Source organism: Tateyamaria sp. Alg231-49 (assembly GCF_900143535.1).
GTDB lineage: Bacteria > Pseudomonadota > Alphaproteobacteria > Rhodobacterales > Rhodobacteraceae > Tateyamaria.
This window is the reverse complement of record NZ_FRFA01000005.1, coordinates 1-18,713: the sequence shown is the minus strand read 5'-3', so window position 1 is coordinate 18,713 and position 18,713 is coordinate 1. Positions and strand designations below refer to the sequence as shown.

Here is an 18,713-nt window from a genome sequence, read left to right as displayed (position 1 = left end):
CACGCCGGCGCCGGGGCGATGCCTCGAAATTCTATAGTTGCCAAAAGGATCTATTGATCCCAGCAACTCACCAGCACAGTCATTCCCGTTGCTTCGCCTGTCAGGTCAATCGGGTCAATTGGTGTCCCACTGTCTGTGCCCGCGGCGGCCAGCCCAGCCTGTTCCAACACGGCCTGCAGGGCAGTGCGGTCCAGTGCAAACTGCACTCCCTTTGGCAGCGCACGGCCTGATTGGGTGTCGGGCAACAACATGCCCAGCACACCGCCGCCAGCATCCAGCACAGGGCCACCCGCGTCACCGGGCAGCGTGCCCATGTCGATGCGCAGCATATCCGTTTCCCCCCCAAGACCACGTACATCTGATAATGTGCCAAAGGTCATGGAGGGCGCGCCAAGAACGCCCTCAAAACTGTAACCCGACGTGGCTACTTCGGACTGCAATCGGGGGGTCGCGTCACTGAACCGGGCAATGGCCAGCGGTGCCAGCTTAGCCGAAGGTTTCAGAACCGCCACACCGCGCGCGGCGTCGACCAGCGTCACCTCGGCCTCTGTCTCACTGTCCAGCGTGACGCGTCCACAGGATCCGATCACTTCGGACGTTGTTAAGACTGTGCCGCGCTGATCAACGAAAAAGCCCGAGCGGGACATGCGCGGTTTGCGGATCTCAAGGCCCGACACCAGATCGATCGCCTGCTGCTCGCTGGTTGCGCTCGGTGGAATCACAGAAGCGAGGCGCTCAAAGCTCTTGTCCATCTCGCTAATCAGGCGGCTGCGGCGTTCTTCGTCTCCAGCAGGCCAGACCAGCGTAAAACCCTTGATCTGCCCGTCTTCCAAAGTAACCCGAGTTTCTGAGATCCGTGTCGCATCTTCGCCGACCAACACAAACGTGCTGTCACTGCGGTCGCGCGCCCCGTCCAACGGCACGATGTCGAGCGTCTGCATGATATCATAGAGGCCGAACAGGGTGGACTGATCCCCTTCTTGCGAGATCAGCAGGACTGTCGCGTCCACATCCCCTTTGGCGGTGTAATGGGCAAAGGGGTATTCGTATTTCTCAAAGGCAACGATATCGAGCGGTAACATCATCTCGATGCCGGCCGTATCATCGCGCACTGTTGTAAGACCCAGACCGTTCAACACGGCATTGTAGTCCTGTAACAACACAGCGCGCTGTGCGGTGGTCAGAATACCCGTAACTTCGAACCCCTTTTGCGCCTGCCATGTCGACATGGACGCCCGGGTTCCGCGGCCAAAGGCACCGTCGATTGTACCGGGATAAACACCGGCCCACTTGAGCATAACTTGCAATTTTTCGCGCTCGGACGGGGGCAAAAGACGTTCGTTGCGCTGGGCCTCGGCGCGGGTTTCGTCCGGTGGGGTCGGGGCAGGTGCAGATACGGCTGGCTCTGCAACAGGTGTCGCGTCGGGGACAGACGCGACCGGGGCATTGACGACGCCGCGATCCAGCACATTCGCGCCCACAGGCCAGAACTGCTGACGAAAGGTAGAGCCAAGGGCGATGTAGCTGTCCGGCGGGATCACCCCTTCGGCGCGATAAACCCGCAGTACCTCTTCTGCATCGTCCCGCGTGTAAGGTCCAAGGGATATTCCGTACCACCCGCCGCCCAGAGCAAACCCGTTTACGTCCGGCAGATCACCAGCATAGATACGGGCGCGCTGGGTGGCGTCAGTCAGGTTTGGTTGCGCCTCGATCTGCACCCACACGACGTCTTCCTGTGCCAGAGCAGCACAGCACCACGTCAAGGTAATCGCCCACGCAACCGCAACCGTTCTGAAAAACACCCGATATCCCCTTTGATGGTCTTTATGCCGATTTACCTGACCCGCAGACTAAGCAGGAAACCGCACAATGAAAATGGGGGAAAACGCCCAAAAAAGACACCTCGCGTGCAATTGACCTCTTCCGGGGCGGGCCGTAGGAAAGGCGCGCATCCATCAAGGGATACTGCCCATGTCCGATCTGCCCCAAACGCCCCGTTCCTTTCAGGAAATCATCCTGAGATTGCAGACCTATTGGGCGACCAAGGGCTGTGCGATCCTGCAGCCCTATGACATGGAAGTCGGGGCCGGTACGTTCCATCCTGCGACCACCTTGCGCTCTCTTGGTACGCAGCCTTGGGCGGCGGCCTATGTGCAGCCCTCACGCCGACCCACCGACGGGCGCTACGGCGAAAACCCCAACCGGTTGCAGCATTATTACCAGTACCAAGTGCTGATCAAACCCTCGCCCCCGGACTTGCAAGAACTGTACCTCGGCTCGCTTGAAGCTATTGGCGTCGACATGGCCCTGCACGACATCCGATTTGTCGAAGATGACTGGGAAAGCCCGACACTGGGCGCATGGGGCCTTGGTTGGGAAGTCTGGTGCGATGGTATGGAAGTCTCTCAATTCACCTACTTCCAGCAGGTTGGTGGCCACGATTGCCACCCAGTTTCGGGCGAGTTGACCTACGGTCTTGAGCGTCTTGCCATGTACATCCTTGGTGTTGATCACGTCATGGACATGCCGTTCAATGATCCGCAAGCTCCGATCGCGCTCAGCTATGGCGACATCTTTAAACAAACCGAAGAAGAATACGCTCGCTGGAACTTTGACACGGCCAACACCGAAGTGTTGCTGCGCCATTTCGAAGAGGCCGAGGCCGAATGCGCCAAAACGCTGGCCGCCGAACACGTGGATCCCAAGACGGGTAAACGGATTATCATGGCGCATCCGGCCTATGACCAGTGCATCAAGGCATCCCACATCTTCAACCTGCTCGACGCACGTGGGGTCATCTCGGTCACCGAACGGCAGGCCTATATCGGGCGCGTGCGCGCGCTGGCCAAGCAATGCGCGGATGCATTTGTGCAGACCCGCGCCGGGGGCTGGACGCCAGAGGCTGCGCAGTGAGCGGAAAACTCATAGGACTGATCATCTTGATAGGCTCACTGACTGGCGGCATCGCCCTTTATTACCTGCAAGTCTACGGCTTTTATGAACCTGTCGTTGAGGCCGAGGTGCAGCTCGTCTCGGTCGTTTCAGGCATGCCTGAACCCATCACAATCGACGGTTTCGAGGCGATTGACGCCGAAAGTTCGCCGATCCGATACCGGGCTTGCTTTACAACGGATTTGTCGCTGGCGCTTCTGACCGAAACCTATGTTGGGCTCGCCGATGCGGCCCCACGCAATGCGCCGCACTGGTTTGACTGCTTTGACGCTGAAGCCATCGCAGCCGAACTTGATGCAGGCACCGCGCTGCCATTCCTTGGTGAGAAAAACGTAGAATTTGGCGTCGACCGGATTGTGGCCATCACCGAAGACGGGCGGGGCTATGTCTGGCACGAGCTCAACGATTGCGGCGAAAAAGCTTATGATGGGACGATAGTGGGGGAAGAGTGCCCACGACGAGATCAGCCATGATACACGACATTCCAGCCTTTATTGCGGCTACGCTGGGCTTTGCGGTGTTTATCGCAGGCACCATGCTGAATGCCCGTTTTGCGCTGCTGCGTCAGTTCAACATACCAGAGCCGGTTTCGGGTGGGCTTCTGGCTGCGCTGTTGGCGCTGTTGCTGTACCTTCTTGCCGGTACTGAGTTGAATTTTGACATGCAGGCGCGCGATCTTTTCCTCGTGCTTTTCTTCGCGGGTATCGGGCTGAATGCACGCCTTAGCGATTTGATCAGCGGCGGTATCCCGCTGCTTCTGCTGCTGGTGCTGACGGTCGCCGCAATCGTTATCCAGAACATCATTGGGGTCAGCGGCGCCGCGCTTTTCGGCTATCCTGTACAATCTGGAGTGCTGTTTGGTTCAGCCGCGTTGATTGGAGGGCATGGAACGGCCATCGCATGGGCGCCCGAGGTGGCCGATGCCACCGGGCTGGCCAACGCACAGGAACTGGGCATTGCGGTCGCGACGCTTGGACTTGTTGTCGCGGCGCTTATTGGCGGACCGATTGCCCGTTATCTGATCGAGGGTAAGGGACTTGAACCCTCCCGACCGGAAGCCGGCAACACCATTGGCGTGCCCCACGACGCAACCGCAGAGGCGTCGGCGATCGAACCGATTTCAGTAAGTCGAGCACTTTTGTACCTCAACCTGGCGGTTATTCTTGGTTACGGACTGAGCCTCGTTCTGACAGAGGCCGGGGTCAAATTGCCGCTCTTTGTGCCTTGCCTGATCATGGGTATCGTTATCGCCAATGCACGCAGCCTTCTCGCGCCCCGTGCTGCACCCGTTTCGCGCACACCCGCTCTCGCATTGATCACAGAAATCGCGCTGGGTGTATTTCTCGCCATGTCGCTGATGTCGCTGCAACTGTGGACGCTTGTGGCGCTAGGACCCGCGATTGCGGTGATCCTAACGGCGCAGACGCTGATCACGGTCGGTTTTGTGATTTTCATCCTGTTCCCCGTAATGGGCGGCGGTTATCGCGCTGCGGTTCTCGCCGCCGGTTTCGGGGGCTTCTCTCTTGGTGCAACGCCCACGGCGATCGCCAATATGACGGCTGTGACCAAACGCTATGGTCCCTCACCAATGGCTTTTGTCATCCTGCCCTTGGTCTCTGCGTTTTTTGTCGATATTGCCAACGCCATCGCCATCCAGATTGTCGTTAACTTTTAGGCCGCCCCTATGCCAGATCTCCTGACCGAACTCTTTTCCGAGGAAATCCCAGCGCGCATGCAAAAACGCGCGAGCGAGGATTTGCAAAAGCTGGTGACAAATGGCCTTGTCGAGGCAGGGCTGACCTATGCCTCTGCCGCGGCATTCGCGACCCCGCGACGCCTGGCCTTGACGGTTGAGGGCGTGCTGGCAAATTCGCCGACAACCCGCGAAGAGCGCAAAGGCCCCCGCGCAGATGCGCCTGAAAAGGCAATAGAGGGGTTCTTGCGCGGCGCGGGCCTGACCCGCGATCAGGTCGAGGAGCGTGAGACGCCCAAAGGCCCCGTGTTGTTTGCCGTCATCGAAAAGCCGGGCCGCCCGGCAGGCGAAATAATCGCCGAGGTGCTGGAACAGACGGTGCGCAATTTCCCTTGGCCCAAGTCCATGCGCTGGGGCACCGGTGCCCTGAAATGGGTGCGCCCGCTGCACAGCATCCTGTGCATTCTGAGCGATGAGGCGGGCAGCGAAATCGTCTCCCTCGACATCGACGGGATTGCGTCTGGCGACAGCACGAAGGGTCACCGCTTCATGGCGTCAGCCCCGTTTTCTGTCACGACATTCGAGGATTACACAACCAAGCTCAAACGCGCCCATGTCGTACTGGACGCAGCCGAGCGGGCCGACGCGATCTGGCATGAGGCCACAAACATGGCCTTTGCCAGCGGGCTTGAGGTTGTTGAAGATGCAGGCCTGTTGGCTGAGGTCGCAGGGCTTGTGGAATGGCCTGTGGTCCTGATGGGCAAGATTGGGGATGATTTCCTCGACCTGCCACCAGAGGTGCTGCAAACCTCGATGAAAGAGCACCAAAAGTTCTTTTCGGTGAAGAACCCCAAAACAAGCCGGATTGAACGGTTCATCACCGTGGCCAACCGTGAAACGGCAGACAACGGCGCCACGATCCTCGCTGGCAACGAAAAGGTGCTGAGCGCGCGTCTGGCGGATGCGAAATTCTTCTGGGAAAACGATTTGCGCGTGGCCAAGTCCGACATGAGCGTGTGGACGCAAGCCCTCGAAAACGTGACTTTCCACAACAAGCTGGGCAGCCAGGCCGACCGCATCAGCCGCATCGCGGCACTGGCCCGCGACCTCGCCCCCGCGGTGGGCGCAGATCCGGACATGGCAGAAGAGGCCGCGCGTCTGGCCAAGGCCGATCTCAGCTCTGAAATGGTCTATGAGTTCCCTGAACTTCAAGGGCTTATGGGGCGGTATTATATCGGTGAAACCGAGAAAAACGTCGCTGTGGCTGCGGCTGCGCAAGAACACTATTCCCCGCTCGGGCCCTCCGATGACGTTCCGACGGCACCTGTATCAGTCGCCGTAGCGCTGGCGGACAAACTGGACACGTTGGCGGGCTTCTGGGCGATCGACGAAAAACCGACAGGCAGCAAAGACCCGTTTGCACTGCGCCGCGCGGCGTTGGGTGTTATCCGTCTGATCACAGACAACGACATTTCGGCAAGGCTTGACCAATATATCGACAGCGAGTTGTTGAAATACGAACTCACGCAGCTTCGCAAAAACGGGAGTGAGCAGGACCTGTTCACGCTTGAAAGCACGCTGGACGAGATTTCGAAACATGGTGTTTTTGGATCAGCGTTCCGTGCCGTCGTGAATCATATCAAGACGTCAGGGGATCATCCTTTTGAGCCGGATGTTCAGGAGGGTTCAGTGCTAAAGTCCGTAGCCGACGGAATTGAGCAAAAATCGATTGACCTCCTATCCTTCTTCCATGACCGACTCAAAGTCTACCTCCGCGATCAAGGCATTCGCCACGACATCATCGACGCCTGCATCGCAATGGAGGGAAATGACGACCTCACTCTCCTCGTAAAACGTGCGCGTGCGCTTAATGAAACGCTCGCGACAGACGACGGTAAAAACCTGATTCAGGGCTTCAAACGCGCCAACAACATCCTTACGCAGGCCGAAGAGGCAGACGGCGTCGAATATTCCTTTGGCGCAGACGTGAAGTTTGCCGACACAGACGAAGAACGCGCTCTTTTCGCCGCCCTCGATCAGGCCGAAGCCAAAATTTCGCCTGCAATGAAAGATCAGGACTTCACCACCGCCATGTCGGCCATGGCCGCCCTACGCCTACCCATCGATGCTTTCTTTGAAGCAGCCCAAATCAACACCAACAATCAAACTCTGCGGCGCAACCGGCTGAACCTGCTCAGCAGGATCCGCACGTTGTGCCTGTCCGTCGCTGACCTCACTAAAATCGACGGCTAAGGCTTCTTCTGACCTCAAAATACCACGGGGGGAGGCGCTGCGCGCCGGGGGGCGGAGCCCCCAACCCCGCCCGCCGCAGGCGTAACCCCGCATCCCTCTTGTCACATCATGTTTACGCTCTATGCTGCGCCGTGAGAGGAACGCCGCAGTGCAGAATAATCCGAACACCACGCTGGTCACCCCCATCGCGCCAATCACCACGGCGACACACGGAGGGCGTGCAAAATGCCTTCAGCGGCTGGCCCGGCTGGACCTGCCTGTGCCAACGACTGTGGCGTTGTCTTTTGATGCCGTGCACAAGATCGCCAGCGGTCATCTGCCTGATATCGAAGCGATTTTGGAGCAGTTTCCGCAAGATGCACTGCTCTGCGTTCGCCCATCGTCTGAAGACCCCGACTGGGGCGGCCCCTCCGCGATCCTCAACATCGGAATGAATGACGCGCGCTATGAGGTGCTGTGTGGCACCCTTGGCACTGATGCCGCTACCGCCCTGTTCACGCGTTTTGTGCAAAGCTATGCGATCCATGTCGACCGCCTGGATCCTGATATGTTCGATGAAATCGCGGGCGAGGGGCCTGCCGCGCTGGCTGATGAACTCAGCGCTTATGAATCGGAAACCGAAACGCCGTTCCCCGCAACACGGGCCGAACAGCTGGCTGGGGTGCTTAAGTCCATGGCCCGTGCCTGGGAAGGGACCTCGGCTCGGCTGCTGCGGCAGGCCAAAGGCGCGCCGCTGGACGCAGGCCTGGGTCTAGTGATCCAGCAAATGGCATTCGGCGTGGGGCAGGGGGAATGCGGCTCGGGTGTATTGCAACTCGTGTCGTCCAAAACGGGCATGCCGCAAATCACAGGGCGCTATTTGCGCCAGTCCCAGGGGCGCGACGCCCTTAGGGCAGACGCCGCCAGCCTGTTTATCACGCGAGATCCGCGTGGCCCTTCCCTCGAAGAGACTTTGCCGGACTGTTTTGCCCAACTGGTCAGCCATGCCCAGTTGATGCGCGCCAAATTGCGCGAAGAGATGCAGGTAGAGTTTACCATCGAAAACGGGGAGTTGCGCATTCTGGATGGGGTGCGCGTGGCGCGCTCTTCTCGTGCTGCCGTACGGATTGCCGTGCAACTGGCGCGCGACGGCATCATTGCTCGCGAAGAAGCGTTGTGTCGGGTTGAACCCAACACGCTCAACGAATTGCTGCACCGCCAGATTGACCGACATGCCAAGCGGGACCTGCTTGGAACCGGGATCGCCGCAAGCCCGGGGGCGGCCACGGGCAAGTTGGTCTTTACGGCAAACGAGGCGCAGGCAAGTGCCGCGCGGGACGAGGATTGCATCCTGGTACGCCGCGAAACCTCACCCGAAGACATCCGGGGCATGCACGCCGCCCGCGCCATCATCACCGAACGCGGCGGCATCACCAGCCATGCCGCCGTCATCGGGCGGGGGATCGGCTTGCCCTGTGTGGTTGGGGTTAGCGACATACGGTTTCAGACCCGCAGAGGGCAATTGGTCACCAGCGATGGTCGGGTCATTTCAGCCGGAGAGGTCATCACGGTCGACGGCACCAACGGCACCATCCTCTTGGGCGCCCCCGAGATGCTTGAGGCCGCTCTGGATGATGCCTTTCAGGACCTGATGGATTGGGCTGATGACGTGCGCGATATCGGTATTCGCGCCAATGCTGACACACCTGCCGACGCCCAGACTGCGCGCAACTTTGCGGCACAGGGCATCGGTCTATGCCGCACCGAACACATGTTCTTTGATGCGGGGCGCTTTACGGTCATGCGCGAGATGATCTTTGCCGAAAGCAGCGATGACCGCCGCGCGGTACTTGAACGGCTCTTGCCCATGCAACGGGCCGACTTCATCCAGTTGTTCAACATCATGCAGGGGCAACCTGTGTGCATTCGTTTGTTCGACCCGCCCCTGCATGAATTCCTGCCCAACGACCGAAATGGCCAGCGTGAACTGGCCGAAGCGCTGGACCTGCCCCTGTCGGACGTGACGCGCCGGATCGAGGCGATGATGGAATACAACCCCATGCTGGGTCTGCGCGGCGTGCGCCTTGGCGTGACGGTGCCCGAAATCTATGACATGCAAGCCCGCGCCATTTTTGAAGCCACCATTGAGGCCAGCCGCGACGGCGATCCGGTGGTGCCTGAAATCATGATCCCACTGGTCAGCGCCAAACGCGAAGTCGAACTGGTGCGCACCCGTATCGATGCGATTGCGGCGGCTGTCAGCACTGAAAAAGGCGCTACTTTCACTTACAACCTTGGTGTCATGGTTGAGACACCGCGCGCTGCTTTGCGCGCTGGAGACATTGCGCAGCATTGTTCGTTCCTCAGCTTTGGTACCAACGACCTGACGCAGATGACCTATGGGCTGAGCCGCGATGATGCCGGACGGTTTATGTCCGACTACGTGCGTCAAGAGGTGTTTGTGGAAGACCCGTTTCACACCCTCGACATCGACGGTGTGGGCGAACTGCTCCAACTCGGCTCAGAACGTGGCCGCAGTGCACGGCCGGGGATCACTTTGTCGCTTTGTGGAGAGCACGGGGGCAACCCCGAATCGATTGCGTTTTGCCGGGCGGCAGGGTTTGATTACGTATCGTGTTCCCCGTTCCGAGTACCCGTTGCTCGGCTCGCGGCGGCCCAGTTGGCGATTGCGAGTCAAATAGAATAATAAAAACAGGCGTTTGACGGCTTTTTTTGGTGCTAAATTACCCCGTGTTGCACTCTGTGCAGGGCGGGTTCCCGCACGCGATGTGCCACAAAACTGGACGATCTCGTTAATTTTCGTTAAGTGCCTTTTTGTTCTTAAGATCCTGGGGGTCACTTTTATGCGGTTTTTCCTTAAATCCGCCACATTCGTGGCGGCACTCACTATTTTTGCGTCCGGCCTATCTGCCGAAACACGCACCACCGATCCAAATAACGCACTGCGACAGGCCGAATTACGTGGCCTGAGTTCTGTTCCATCATCTCGCTTTGCTGGCTTGCTCACGGCACCAAAAACCGAGACGCAGGTGTCCTTCTCGCGCAGTTGGCTTGACACACAACCCGCCGCAACAGGCGGTGCCGAATGGGCGTGCCTGTCTCAGGCGCTGTACTTTGAAGCGCGGGGCGAGACGCTCAAAGGTCAGTTTGCCGTGGCCGAAGTGATCATCAATCGGGTCAAAAGCACCCGTTTTCCCGATAGCGTTTGCGGCGTGATCAATCAGGGTACGGGGAAAAAGTATCAATGCCAGTTTACCTATACCTGTGATGGCAAATCTGACGCGATCCGCGAACCTTCGGCCTATACATCGGTCGGCAAAGTGGCCCGCGCTGTGCTTGACGGGCAAGCACCTGCGTTGACCAGCGGCGCAACGCACTATCATACGACGGCTGTGCGTCCCAAATGGGCCCGCGTCTACAGCAAAACAGCGGCAATTGGCGTGCATCTGTTCTATCGCCACACGTACCGCACGGCCAAGAACTAAGGCGATCTGACGCTTTTGAACGCAGGGGCGGCGCGTTTGCCCCTGTGCTTTGAACGGCGCCAGCGCTAGAACGGCGGCGCAATTCCCTTCGACGAAAAGGCATATCCGCTTATGGCTTCCGAAATTCGCCTCGCCTTTTCACACCCTTCTGAGCGGTCCGAAGCAACCGCGACCAGCGCTCCACTTGATCGCATTTCCGTGCGCGATCATATCGTTGATGTCGAAATCGGAGCCTTTCAGGCCGAACGTGGGGTCACCCAACGTATTTGCTGCAACGTGGTGGTCGAAGTCCGCCCGCTCACCGGCCCCATCGACGACGATGTGGATCGCATCCTCAGTTACGACAAGGTGACCGAGGCCATTGCCTATGAACTGTCCGACGAGCGATTGAACCTCTTGGAAACGCTGGCGGAACGGGTTGCGGATCGCATCTTGCTGGAACCTCAGGCCATGCGCGTCTTTGTGCGCATCGAAAAGCTGGACCGCGGCCCCGGCGCACTCGGGGTCGAGATCGTGCGCTCGCGTGGGACAGTGCGCCCAATCGAGGCGGCTGATACCGAGGTGTTGCATCCGGAACTGGTATATTTGTCCAACGCAGCGATTGCATCGCCCCATCTGGGGGCCTGGATTGAACAGCTTGAGGCCTTGGGCCGCCCATTGATCTTTTGCGTCGGTCCTGCTGAAGCAGCGGCCCCTGTGGCAAGCCACCCGCTGGCCCAGCGCCGCATTGATTTGCTGGCCATTGAACAAAACGCTTGGGTGTTGGCCGCCCGTGATGCCCGTTGCAAGGTCGTGGACACCCGGACCGAGCTGGATTGGGCCATGCGTAATGGCCAGATTTGTATCTGGGCGCCGTCCAAAATTGTGCTCGACGCCGTAGATGGCCCTTCGGCCAAAGGTGCGGATGCGGTGGCGCTAGCCTCGTGGTTCGCAGCAACCTTTGAGGCGCGCGAGATGCTGGTGATCGGCGATGACGCGCCCAAAGAGGCGTCTGTCGCCCTGCGCATGATGTCTGCCACCCAAGCCAAAATTTAAGTGATGCGCTATATCCGACCGTTGATGCAGGTAGGACTGGGTTTGCCGCCGGACGCAGTGCCATTCGGTTGGTCTTGGTTTACCCATGTCGAAGTGCTCAGCCGCTCTGAACCTGCGCAGATTGTCCCCGTGTCCGAGATCACAGACGCGGAACGCGCGCGCTTTGTCGGTGCCGCGGACGCCCCGAAACTCATGGGCATTCTGAACACAACACCTGACAGTTTTTCTGACGGCGGCGCCTTTGACACTCTGGAGGCAGGAATCGCTCAGGGACGTGCGCTTGTGTCTGCTGGGGCAGACATCCTCGACATCGGTGGTGAATCCACGCGCCCGGGGGCAAGCCTTGTGCCCGCAGACGCCGAAATCGCGCGCACGGCGCCCGTCATCGCCGGACTGCGCGCTGCGGGCATCTCCACACCCATCTCGATCGACACGCGCAAAGCGCCGGTGGCTGCTGCCGCACTGGATGCTGGCGCGAATATCGTCAACGACGTTTCTGGTTTTACCTTCGACGCCGATCTCGCGCCCCTATGTGCGGCGCGCGGCGTGCCGGTCTGTGTGATGCATGCGCAAGGTGAGCCGCAGACCATGCAGCAAAACCCGACATATGACGATGTTCTGCTCGACGTCTATGACGCGCTTGCGGCACGCATCGATATGCTGGTGTCCCTTGGTATCCCTTGTGATCAGATCACCGTTGATCCGGGCATCGGTTTTGGCAAAACGCTTGATCATAACCTCGCTATCCTCCAACGGATCAGCCTGTTTCATGGGCTAGGTGTGCCCATCCTTTTGGGTGCTTCGCGCAAACGGTTCATCGGTACTTTGGGCAATGCGCCCGAGGCGCAAGACCGCGCGCCCGGATCTGTCGCCGTGGCACTGGCGGCGATCGCTCAAGGGGTGCAGATCATCCGTGCTCATGACGTGGCAGAACATGCGCAGGCCATTGCGCTGTGGCGCGCTGCTGTGGCACATCCCTGACATGAGCAAGCTTTTTGGAACCGACGGCGTGCGCGGCACGGCCAACACCAGCCCCATGACGGCCGAAACCGCACTGCGGATTGGTGCCGCTGTAGGGCGATACTTTAGCCGCGATGGGGACTCGGTCCACCGTGTGGTGATCGGCAAGGACACGCGCCTGTCAGGCTACATGTTTGAAAACGCCTTGACTGCTGGCTTGACCAGTACGGGTATGAATGTGCTGTTGCTGGGCCCAGTTCCGACACCTGCTGTCGGACTGCTCACACGGTCCATGCGGGCCGATCTTGGGGTCATGATCTCGGCCAGTCACAATCCGGCTATAGACAACGGGATCAAGTTCTTTGGCCCGGATGGGTACAAGTTGAGCGACGAAGTCGAGGCCGAGATCGAAGCACTTGTGGCGGCTGGGGTTGACCCTGTTCCAGCAGCCGAGATTGGCCGTGCCAAACGGATCGATGATGGTCGTTTTCGCTATGTGGAGCGGGTCAAATCTTCCTTTCCGCGCCAGATGCGGCTCGATGGTCTGAAGGTGGTAGTGGATTGCGCCAATGGGGCGGCCTACCGGGTCGCGCCTGAGGCCTTGTGGGAACTCGGGGCAACCGTGATTCCTGTGGGCACCACTCCAAATGGGCATAACATCAACGATGGCTGCGGCTCCATGTATCCACAGACTGCCGCCGAGGCTGTTGTGGCCCATGGTGCGGATGTGGGCATCTGCCTGGACGGCGATGCGGACCGTGTGATCCTGCTGGATGAAAAGGGGCGGGTCGGGGACGGCGATCAATTCATGGGGCTGATGGCGGCCCGCTGGGCAGCAGAGGACCGTCTAAAGGGCGGTTCACTTGTGGCGACCGTAATGTCCAATCTTGGACTTGAACGGTTCCTGCAAGGCAAAGGTGTCGGGCTGGAACGGACCTCTGTCGGGGACCGGTATGTTGTCGAACGTATGCGCGCGGGCGGCTTCAACCTTGGTGGTGAGCAGTCTGGTCATATTGTGATGACCGATTATGCGACCACCGGCGATGGGCTTATGGCCGCTTTGCAATTCCTTGCGGCAATGATCGAAAGCGACAAGCCGGCCAGTGAGGTGATGCATGTCTTTGATCCCGTGCCTCAACTGTTGAAGAATGTGCGCTATGCGGCGGGGCAAACTCCGCTTGAAATCGGCTCGGTCAAGGACGCGATTGCCGCGGCCGAGGCGGACCTAAGTGGCAATGGGCGGTTGTTGATCCGCAAATCTGGGACTGAACCGTTGATCCGCGTGATGGCCGAAAGCGAGGATGAGGCCGTCTTGCACGCCTCTGTCAACGCGGTGGTGGCTGCCGTTACAGACGCGGTCGGCGCGCCGCAGTAGGGCGCGTTTTACCTCACCGTTCCGGCAAATAAGCGGCGCAACGCCCCAAGCTGGCTTAAACCAACACCGATCAGGATCAGCGCCAATGCCAGCAAAAGGCTTGCAGGCAACGGTTCACCCAAAAGCCACACCCCCATCAGTACGGACCAGACGGGCACCTGATAATTCGTTAGTGACATGAACACCGGGCCTGCGCTGCGGATCACCAGCACACGCAGCATGTTTGCCGCTGCTGTCGGGATCAGGCCAAGAAAGCCGATAACCAACATGGTTTTGGTATCGGGTAGGGGCGGGGGACCTTCGTTGATCAGCGCCAGCGGTACCGTGATCAGGGCCGCTATGATCAGGATGATCGTCGACAGACCGATGGGATCAATCGCAGGCAGCCGACGCATCAGCACGGAACTGATCCCGTAACAGCAGGCGGCAGACACGCAGGCCATGCGCCCGGCGGTTTCCAATGTGGCGCCTGAGCTTTCAAAGGCCTGTGCGCCAATCAGCACGCACACCCCGACAAACCCGATGGCAAAACCCGCGCTGCGCCGCCATGTCAGGCGCTCGCCGGGAATGAAGACGTGGGCCAGCGGCAACACGATCAGCGCAACGGAGGCCATAGAGACCCCGGCAAAGCCGCCTGTCACATATTGCTGTCCCCATGCCAGCAGCATGAAAGGGATCGCCGTGCTGAAGCCCCCGATGGCCAGCAGAGTGAGGCGGGTGCTGGGGGGCGGTGGGCTGGCAAACAGGGTGCCGCCTCGCATTTGCCAGACTGGCACCATCAAAAGGGCAGCAAAGGCGACCCGAAACGCGGCGAGCCAGAAGGGGGTGATCCCCTCCAGTGCGACTTCGGTCACAAGGAACGTTGCCCCCCATGTCAAGCCCAGCGTGGCCACCATCAGCCAGCTGACCCACGTGATGTTGGGGCTATCGGTCATGCAGGGCTTTGCTGTCGGCGGGGGCCTCGTCGCGTGCTTCCATCCCGTAGTCGCGGATGATACCGGCCACGCGCAGGCGGTAGTCAGCGAAATGGATGTCGCGCCCCGCACTTTGTGCGGCGCGGTGGTCGGGCAGCTTGCGCCAGTGTTCCAGTGCGGCCTCGTCCTCCCAGAAGGAAAGGGACAGCAGCTTGCCGGGTTCTGTCAGGCTTTCGAACCGTTCTACCGAGATAAATCCAGGGATGTCGGCGAGGTGGTGTTTGAGGGCTGCGGCGCGCTCAAGATAGGGCGCGCGGTGACCCTCGCGGGGCCAGACTTCGAAGATGACGGCGATCATTTTGGGCTCCTTTGGCGGGACAGGTCTAGGCGCACAGAGATGGGGTGTCCATGGGTGTCCCATGCTGGGACATCACTGTGCGCACACAATATCAATGGGTTACAGAGGCGTGTTCAGATTGTGTTAAGATTTGGTGACGCCATCACCCCTCTCAAGAGGTCACTGATTTCAGCCATGTGCGGTCTTCTTTGAGGATAAAGCGCTCGGATTGGGCAAAGGCGTAGTTTTGCTGACCCAATGGGTCTGCGGCCAACCGGGTGCGATAGGTTTCGTAATCGGCGAGGCTTGGGATGTGATAGATGCCATAGGCCAGCGTCGAAGACCCCTCGTGGGGTGCGTAATAGCCCACAAGGTCTGCGCCGCAGCGTGGGATCGCTTGGGCCCAGCGTGCGCCATATTCGGCAAAGGCGGCGCGTTTGGTGGGGTCGATCTGGTATTGGATGATGCAGGTCAGCATGGGCTTTCTCCTTTGGGTTCGACGCAAAGCATAGATCATTGTGATGCGTGAATAGTTCGGCTACGATCAAACTATGAAAGAAGGTCCGGACATCTCGCGCATCGCCGCTTTGATCGGCGATCCTGCGCGCGCGAACATCCTGACTGCGCTGATGGACGGGCGGGCGCTCACGGCGTCGGAACTCGCCGAAGAGGCGGGGGTTGGTCTGTCCACAGCCAGCGGGCATTTGTCGAAACTCACCGAAGCCGCGCTGATCACGCCGCGCAAATCAGGGCGGCACAAGTATTTCCACCTGACGGATGCGGAAGTGGCCGCAGTGTTAGAGGCACTGATGGGGCTGGCCGCACGGACAGGGGCAACGCGGGTGCGCACCGGGCCGCGCGATGCGCAGATGCAGGTGGCGCGGGTCTGTTACAACCATCTGGCCGGGCGCATGGGGGTGCAAATGTACAGCAGTCTCATTGGCCGTGGACTGGTGGTGGAAATCGGCGAGGACGCAAGCCTAAGCGATGCCGGTCGCACCTTTGCCGAGCAGTTCGGGATTGATCTGAAGGGGCTCGAAAAGGGGCGCACGCGGCTGTGCCGGACGTGCCTTGACTGGTCAGAGCGGCGCAATCACCTTGCAGGGTCTTTGGGCCGTGCAATGCTGGACCGTATGGAGGAACAGGGCTGGATGGCCCGCGTGCCGGGGCAACGGGTCATCAGAGTAACGCGCAAAGGGGAGCGCGCGTTTGAGGAGATGTTTGGGGTGGTCGGTTGAAACTTAATCTACTGGGGTTTGGGGTGTGACTTTGTGGCGAAGGTCGGGTTTGAGCTCAGAGTGGACGATAGTGTAAACACAGCGAACGACCGCACTGAGCCCGAAGCAGACGTTAGAATAGGTTGCAGAAAACGACCGCTTTAAGCCCTTTTCGACCGATGCGGCTTGCGCAAAAATCAGAAAGTATGGAAGGGAAGCGGACGTTTAGCTATGATGTTCGCAGGTGCGCCGCAGTCATTCCTATTTTTGTCAGCTGCACTTTTGCCAGGTCAAATTATGCAGTGCTTACGCCTGCCGTTGGACACTAGACAATCCTAGTACCCGAAAGCTCTTTGGTTCTTTCACCCTGAATCGGGGGCAGCCCACAAGTTGGTCAAAATGTGGCTGAAACAAATCGATGATTGATTGTGGGGCTCCATGAAGTATCCACTCAGGGTGGAAATTATTGATGGTTTTGTCTCGAAGGCCTGTATTCTTTGCATTCTACCCTGAGTAATAATTGCTTAGGGAACAATTAATTGCATTGGGAGCAAGTCGGGAAACAAAGCACTTTCAGTAATTTCCAGCCGAATTTTCTTAATCGTCTCGACACATTGTGTTAACATTAAGTCATTGAGATGAATTTTTAACTCAAGACCAGTTTTAGGAGGCACTGATGATAAGTAAAAAGTTGATGGCTATGAGCCTTGCCGTTTGTGGAGCTATGGGCTCTGGGGCTTCGGCAAACCCAATAGACCCGCTAGATGTTGACTTAGGGTTCATTATGGACTTCTCGGGTAGCATTGGCAGTTCAAGTTATGCCGGTGCGCGAGATGCGCTCGCGAATGCAATCGGGCAAATCGTAATTACACCTGAAGTGACGTACAATGTCGGTATTGTTAGATTTTCGTCCCAAGGTGCAAACGTGGTCATTCCACCGGTGAAGCTTACGAGCGATGCTGTGCGGGATCAGTTGGTTTCGGATATCAAGGCGAGTAGCAGTAGTACCACTGGTTGGACGTGCTACGACTGTGGTTTTGATCAATTGAAGGACAATTTCGGCCAGCTTGGTGATGTCTCTATTGCAAACTTTTTCACAGACGGAGCTAACAACACGACCCGCCGAGGCGGAACAGGCACAAACACAGACGGGGTTGGCAGCTCGAATTCAGGGGGGCCTGGTCCAACTATTAGTCAGAGTGTTGTGGATGCCAACGCGCTCACCGCTGCGACGGCTTTGAAAGATGCTGGCTGGGACGCACTAGGCTTTGAGGCGGTCAATCTGAGCGTTGCAAATCGTCTTAAACTCGAGGCCCTTGGGTTTGACTCACAGCTTGCCGACGTCAATGATATCACTGCCGGTATTGATCCAGCCGTTATGGGTAATTGTGCCGCGGCGACGTCGGACGACCCGCTTACGGATTGCTTTGTACTTAACCTTCCGACCTTCCTCGATTTTGAAAATGCTATCGGTCAGAAAGTGGCCTCCATCGTCATAGACACTGGTGGAGAAATTGACCCCGTGCCGCTACCGGCGGGTCTGCCTCTGCTTTTGGCCGGACTAGGTGCATTCGCCTTTGTCCGACGCAAAACAACCTAAAATCGGGTGAAACGATACAACAAGAAGGCGGGTGAAATACCGGCCTTCTTTTTTTTGTTGGACCTTTTCCTTCAATTCTTGTCGGCGTTGATCGTTAAGAGCTGATTGTCTTCATTTACCCATATGCCAATTGCTGCTGAAATCGCATCCTGAGGAAGCTTTTCATGGCTGTCGGGTGTCTGGCCCGGGACATCTGACGCGTTTGTCCATATCCAGGCGCCGCAGGGGAACCGATCACCGCAAGCTAATTTCCCTTCTCCGGCGAGCGCTTCAGTCGTCAATCCTGTAGGGCAAAGTAACATTGTTACCATGCCGTTTTGCCCCTTGTTTTCACAGAGAGGTTCTTCAGGAAGCTGTTGCGAAGCAGCGGCAGTTCCGAGCGATAATGCGGTAGCTATAAATGAAAGGCGAAAAATCATAAACGGTTTCCCTAATAAGCTATTAATCTAACATAATGTAGTAGCCGATATATCCTTGTTGCAATAGGTCTTTGCGTTAAACGGCGTCAGCCATAAATGCACTATGAGTGACCCGAGCGAATGACTGGAAAGCCCGCATCTCGGTCACTGTTGGACGAAGCAGCGAATATCAGCTTTGTCCTGTGTGGATGGCTCCCTTTTTGCAAGTCCTATTTGATGATTTGGATTTGTCAGAAGCAGTCTTGTGTTCGGCCTATTCGCGCGACGCACATGGCCGCTGGCCCTGATGGTTTCCACCAACCAAGTCCCATTCCGCAACTCGAACAGCAAGCGTTCAGGACAAAGCACGGGGCGTCTTGGTTTTAGGGCTGACAAAGTTCCATCACTTCATTGGTCTTGCAAACTCCTGTGTTTACGCCGGTGTGTTTAAACGGACCTCACTTTGTATGGCTCATTCCGGTTCAGTACGGCCC

Annotated in this window: 16 protein-coding genes; 11 read left to right on the top strand and 5 right to left on the bottom strand. The window is 58.3% G+C overall.

All coding sequences use genetic code 11. From position 1 onward, the window contains the following. Nucleotides 1-50: 50 nt before the first annotated feature. On the bottom strand, nt 51-1,802 hold the full coding sequence (locus DHN60_RS09030; RefSeq protein ID WP_108836982.1) for a serine protease: 1,752 nt from the start codon (nt 1,800-1,802) through the stop codon (nt 51-53). A 169-nt stretch (nt 1,803-1,971) separates the two neighbouring features. Between DHN60_RS09030 and DHN60_RS09025 the strand changes: the two genes are divergently transcribed. The 9 genes from DHN60_RS09025 to glmM all read left to right on the top strand — a co-directional run bounded on the left by DHN60_RS09025 (nt 1,972) and on the right by glmM (nt 13,753). After that, nucleotides 1,972-2,913 carry a glycine--tRNA ligase subunit alpha gene (locus DHN60_RS09025; protein WP_199913652.1) on the top strand — a complete coding sequence of 314 codons (942 nt, stop codon included), beginning with the start codon at nt 1,972-1,974 and terminating at the stop codon, nt 2,911-2,913. Next, nucleotides 2,910-3,425, top strand: a complete 516-nt coding sequence (locus DHN60_RS09020) for a DUF6446 family protein (protein WP_108836981.1) — start codon at nt 2,910-2,912, stop codon at nt 3,423-3,425. Before DHN60_RS09025 ends, DHN60_RS09020 begins: the two co-directional genes overlap by 4 nt. After that, nucleotides 3,422-4,627, top strand: a complete 1,206-nt coding sequence (gltS, locus tag DHN60_RS09015; RefSeq protein ID WP_108836980.1) for a sodium/glutamate symporter — start codon at nt 3,422-3,424, stop codon at nt 4,625-4,627. The genes DHN60_RS09020 and gltS overlap by 4 nt, the downstream gene beginning before the upstream one ends. Nucleotides 4,628-4,636: 9 nt before the next feature. Further along, complete coding sequence (gene glyS, locus DHN60_RS09010) at nt 4,637-6,898, top strand: glycine--tRNA ligase subunit beta (RefSeq protein ID WP_108836979.1); 2,262 nt, start codon at nt 4,637-4,639, stop codon at nt 6,896-6,898. 121 nt (nt 6,899-7,019) lie between these two features. Continuing rightward, on the top strand, nt 7,020-9,584 hold the full coding sequence (locus DHN60_RS09005; RefSeq protein ID WP_108836978.1) for a putative PEP-binding protein: 2,565 nt from the start codon (nt 7,020-7,022) through the stop codon (nt 9,582-9,584). A 157-nt stretch (nt 9,585-9,741) separates the two neighbouring features. Next, complete coding sequence (locus tag DHN60_RS09000; RefSeq protein ID WP_108836977.1) at nt 9,742-10,383, top strand: cell wall hydrolase; 642 nt, start codon at nt 9,742-9,744, stop codon at nt 10,381-10,383. Between the two features lie 111 nt (nt 10,384-10,494). Then, nucleotides 10,495-11,418: a dihydroneopterin aldolase gene (locus DHN60_RS08995; protein ID WP_108836976.1), complete on the top strand. Its 924-nt coding sequence runs from the start codon at nt 10,495-10,497 to the stop codon at nt 11,416-11,418. Nucleotides 11,419-11,421: 3 nt separating this feature from the next. Further along, the gene (folP, locus tag DHN60_RS08990; RefSeq protein ID WP_108836975.1) at nt 11,422-12,399 is read left to right on the top strand and encodes a dihydropteroate synthase; all 978 of its coding nucleotides are present in this window, start codon (nt 11,422-11,424) and stop codon (nt 12,397-12,399) included. A gap of 1 nt (nt 12,400) precedes the next feature. Then, a complete protein-coding gene (gene glmM, locus DHN60_RS08985; RefSeq protein ID WP_108836974.1) occupies nt 12,401-13,753 on the top strand; it encodes a phosphoglucosamine mutase in 1,353 nt (450 codons plus the stop codon). An 8-nt stretch (nt 13,754-13,761) separates the two neighbouring features. Here the strand turns inward: glmM and DHN60_RS08980 are convergent, their stop codons facing one another. The 3 genes from DHN60_RS08980 to DHN60_RS08970 form a co-directional block, all read right to left on the bottom strand. Then, nucleotides 13,762-14,688, bottom strand: a complete 927-nt coding sequence (locus DHN60_RS08980) for a DMT family transporter (RefSeq protein WP_108836973.1) — start codon at nt 14,686-14,688, stop codon at nt 13,762-13,764. Next, nucleotides 14,678-15,025 (bottom strand): antibiotic biosynthesis monooxygenase, encoded by a 348-nt coding sequence (locus tag DHN60_RS08975; protein WP_108836972.1) that lies wholly within the window; start codon nt 15,023-15,025, stop codon nt 14,678-14,680. The genes DHN60_RS08980 and DHN60_RS08975 overlap by 11 nt, the downstream gene beginning before the upstream one ends. Before the next feature lie 151 nt (nt 15,026-15,176). Beyond that, the gene (locus DHN60_RS08970) at nt 15,177-15,482 is read right to left on the bottom strand and encodes an NIPSNAP family protein (RefSeq protein WP_108836971.1); all 306 of its coding nucleotides are present in this window, start codon (nt 15,480-15,482) and stop codon (nt 15,177-15,179) included. A 73-nt stretch (nt 15,483-15,555) separates the two neighbouring features. Here DHN60_RS08970 and DHN60_RS08965 point away from each other — a divergent pair, with 73 nt between their 5' ends. Continuing rightward, nucleotides 15,556-16,242 carry a helix-turn-helix transcriptional regulator gene (locus DHN60_RS08965; RefSeq protein ID WP_108836970.1) on the top strand — a complete coding sequence of 229 codons (687 nt, stop codon included), beginning with the start codon at nt 15,556-15,558 and terminating at the stop codon, nt 16,240-16,242. 655 nt (nt 16,243-16,897) lie between these two features. Then, nucleotides 16,898-17,821: a vWA domain-containing protein gene (locus tag DHN60_RS22490; protein WP_199913651.1), complete on the top strand. Its 924-nt coding sequence runs from the start codon at nt 16,898-16,900 to the stop codon at nt 17,819-17,821. Between the two features lie 71 nt (nt 17,822-17,892). Here the strand turns inward: DHN60_RS22490 and DHN60_RS08955 are convergent, their stop codons facing one another. Continuing rightward, a complete protein-coding gene (locus DHN60_RS08955; protein WP_108836969.1) occupies nt 17,893-18,240 on the bottom strand; it encodes a hypothetical protein in 348 nt (115 codons plus the stop codon). Nucleotides 18,241-18,713: the final 473 nt, after the last annotated feature.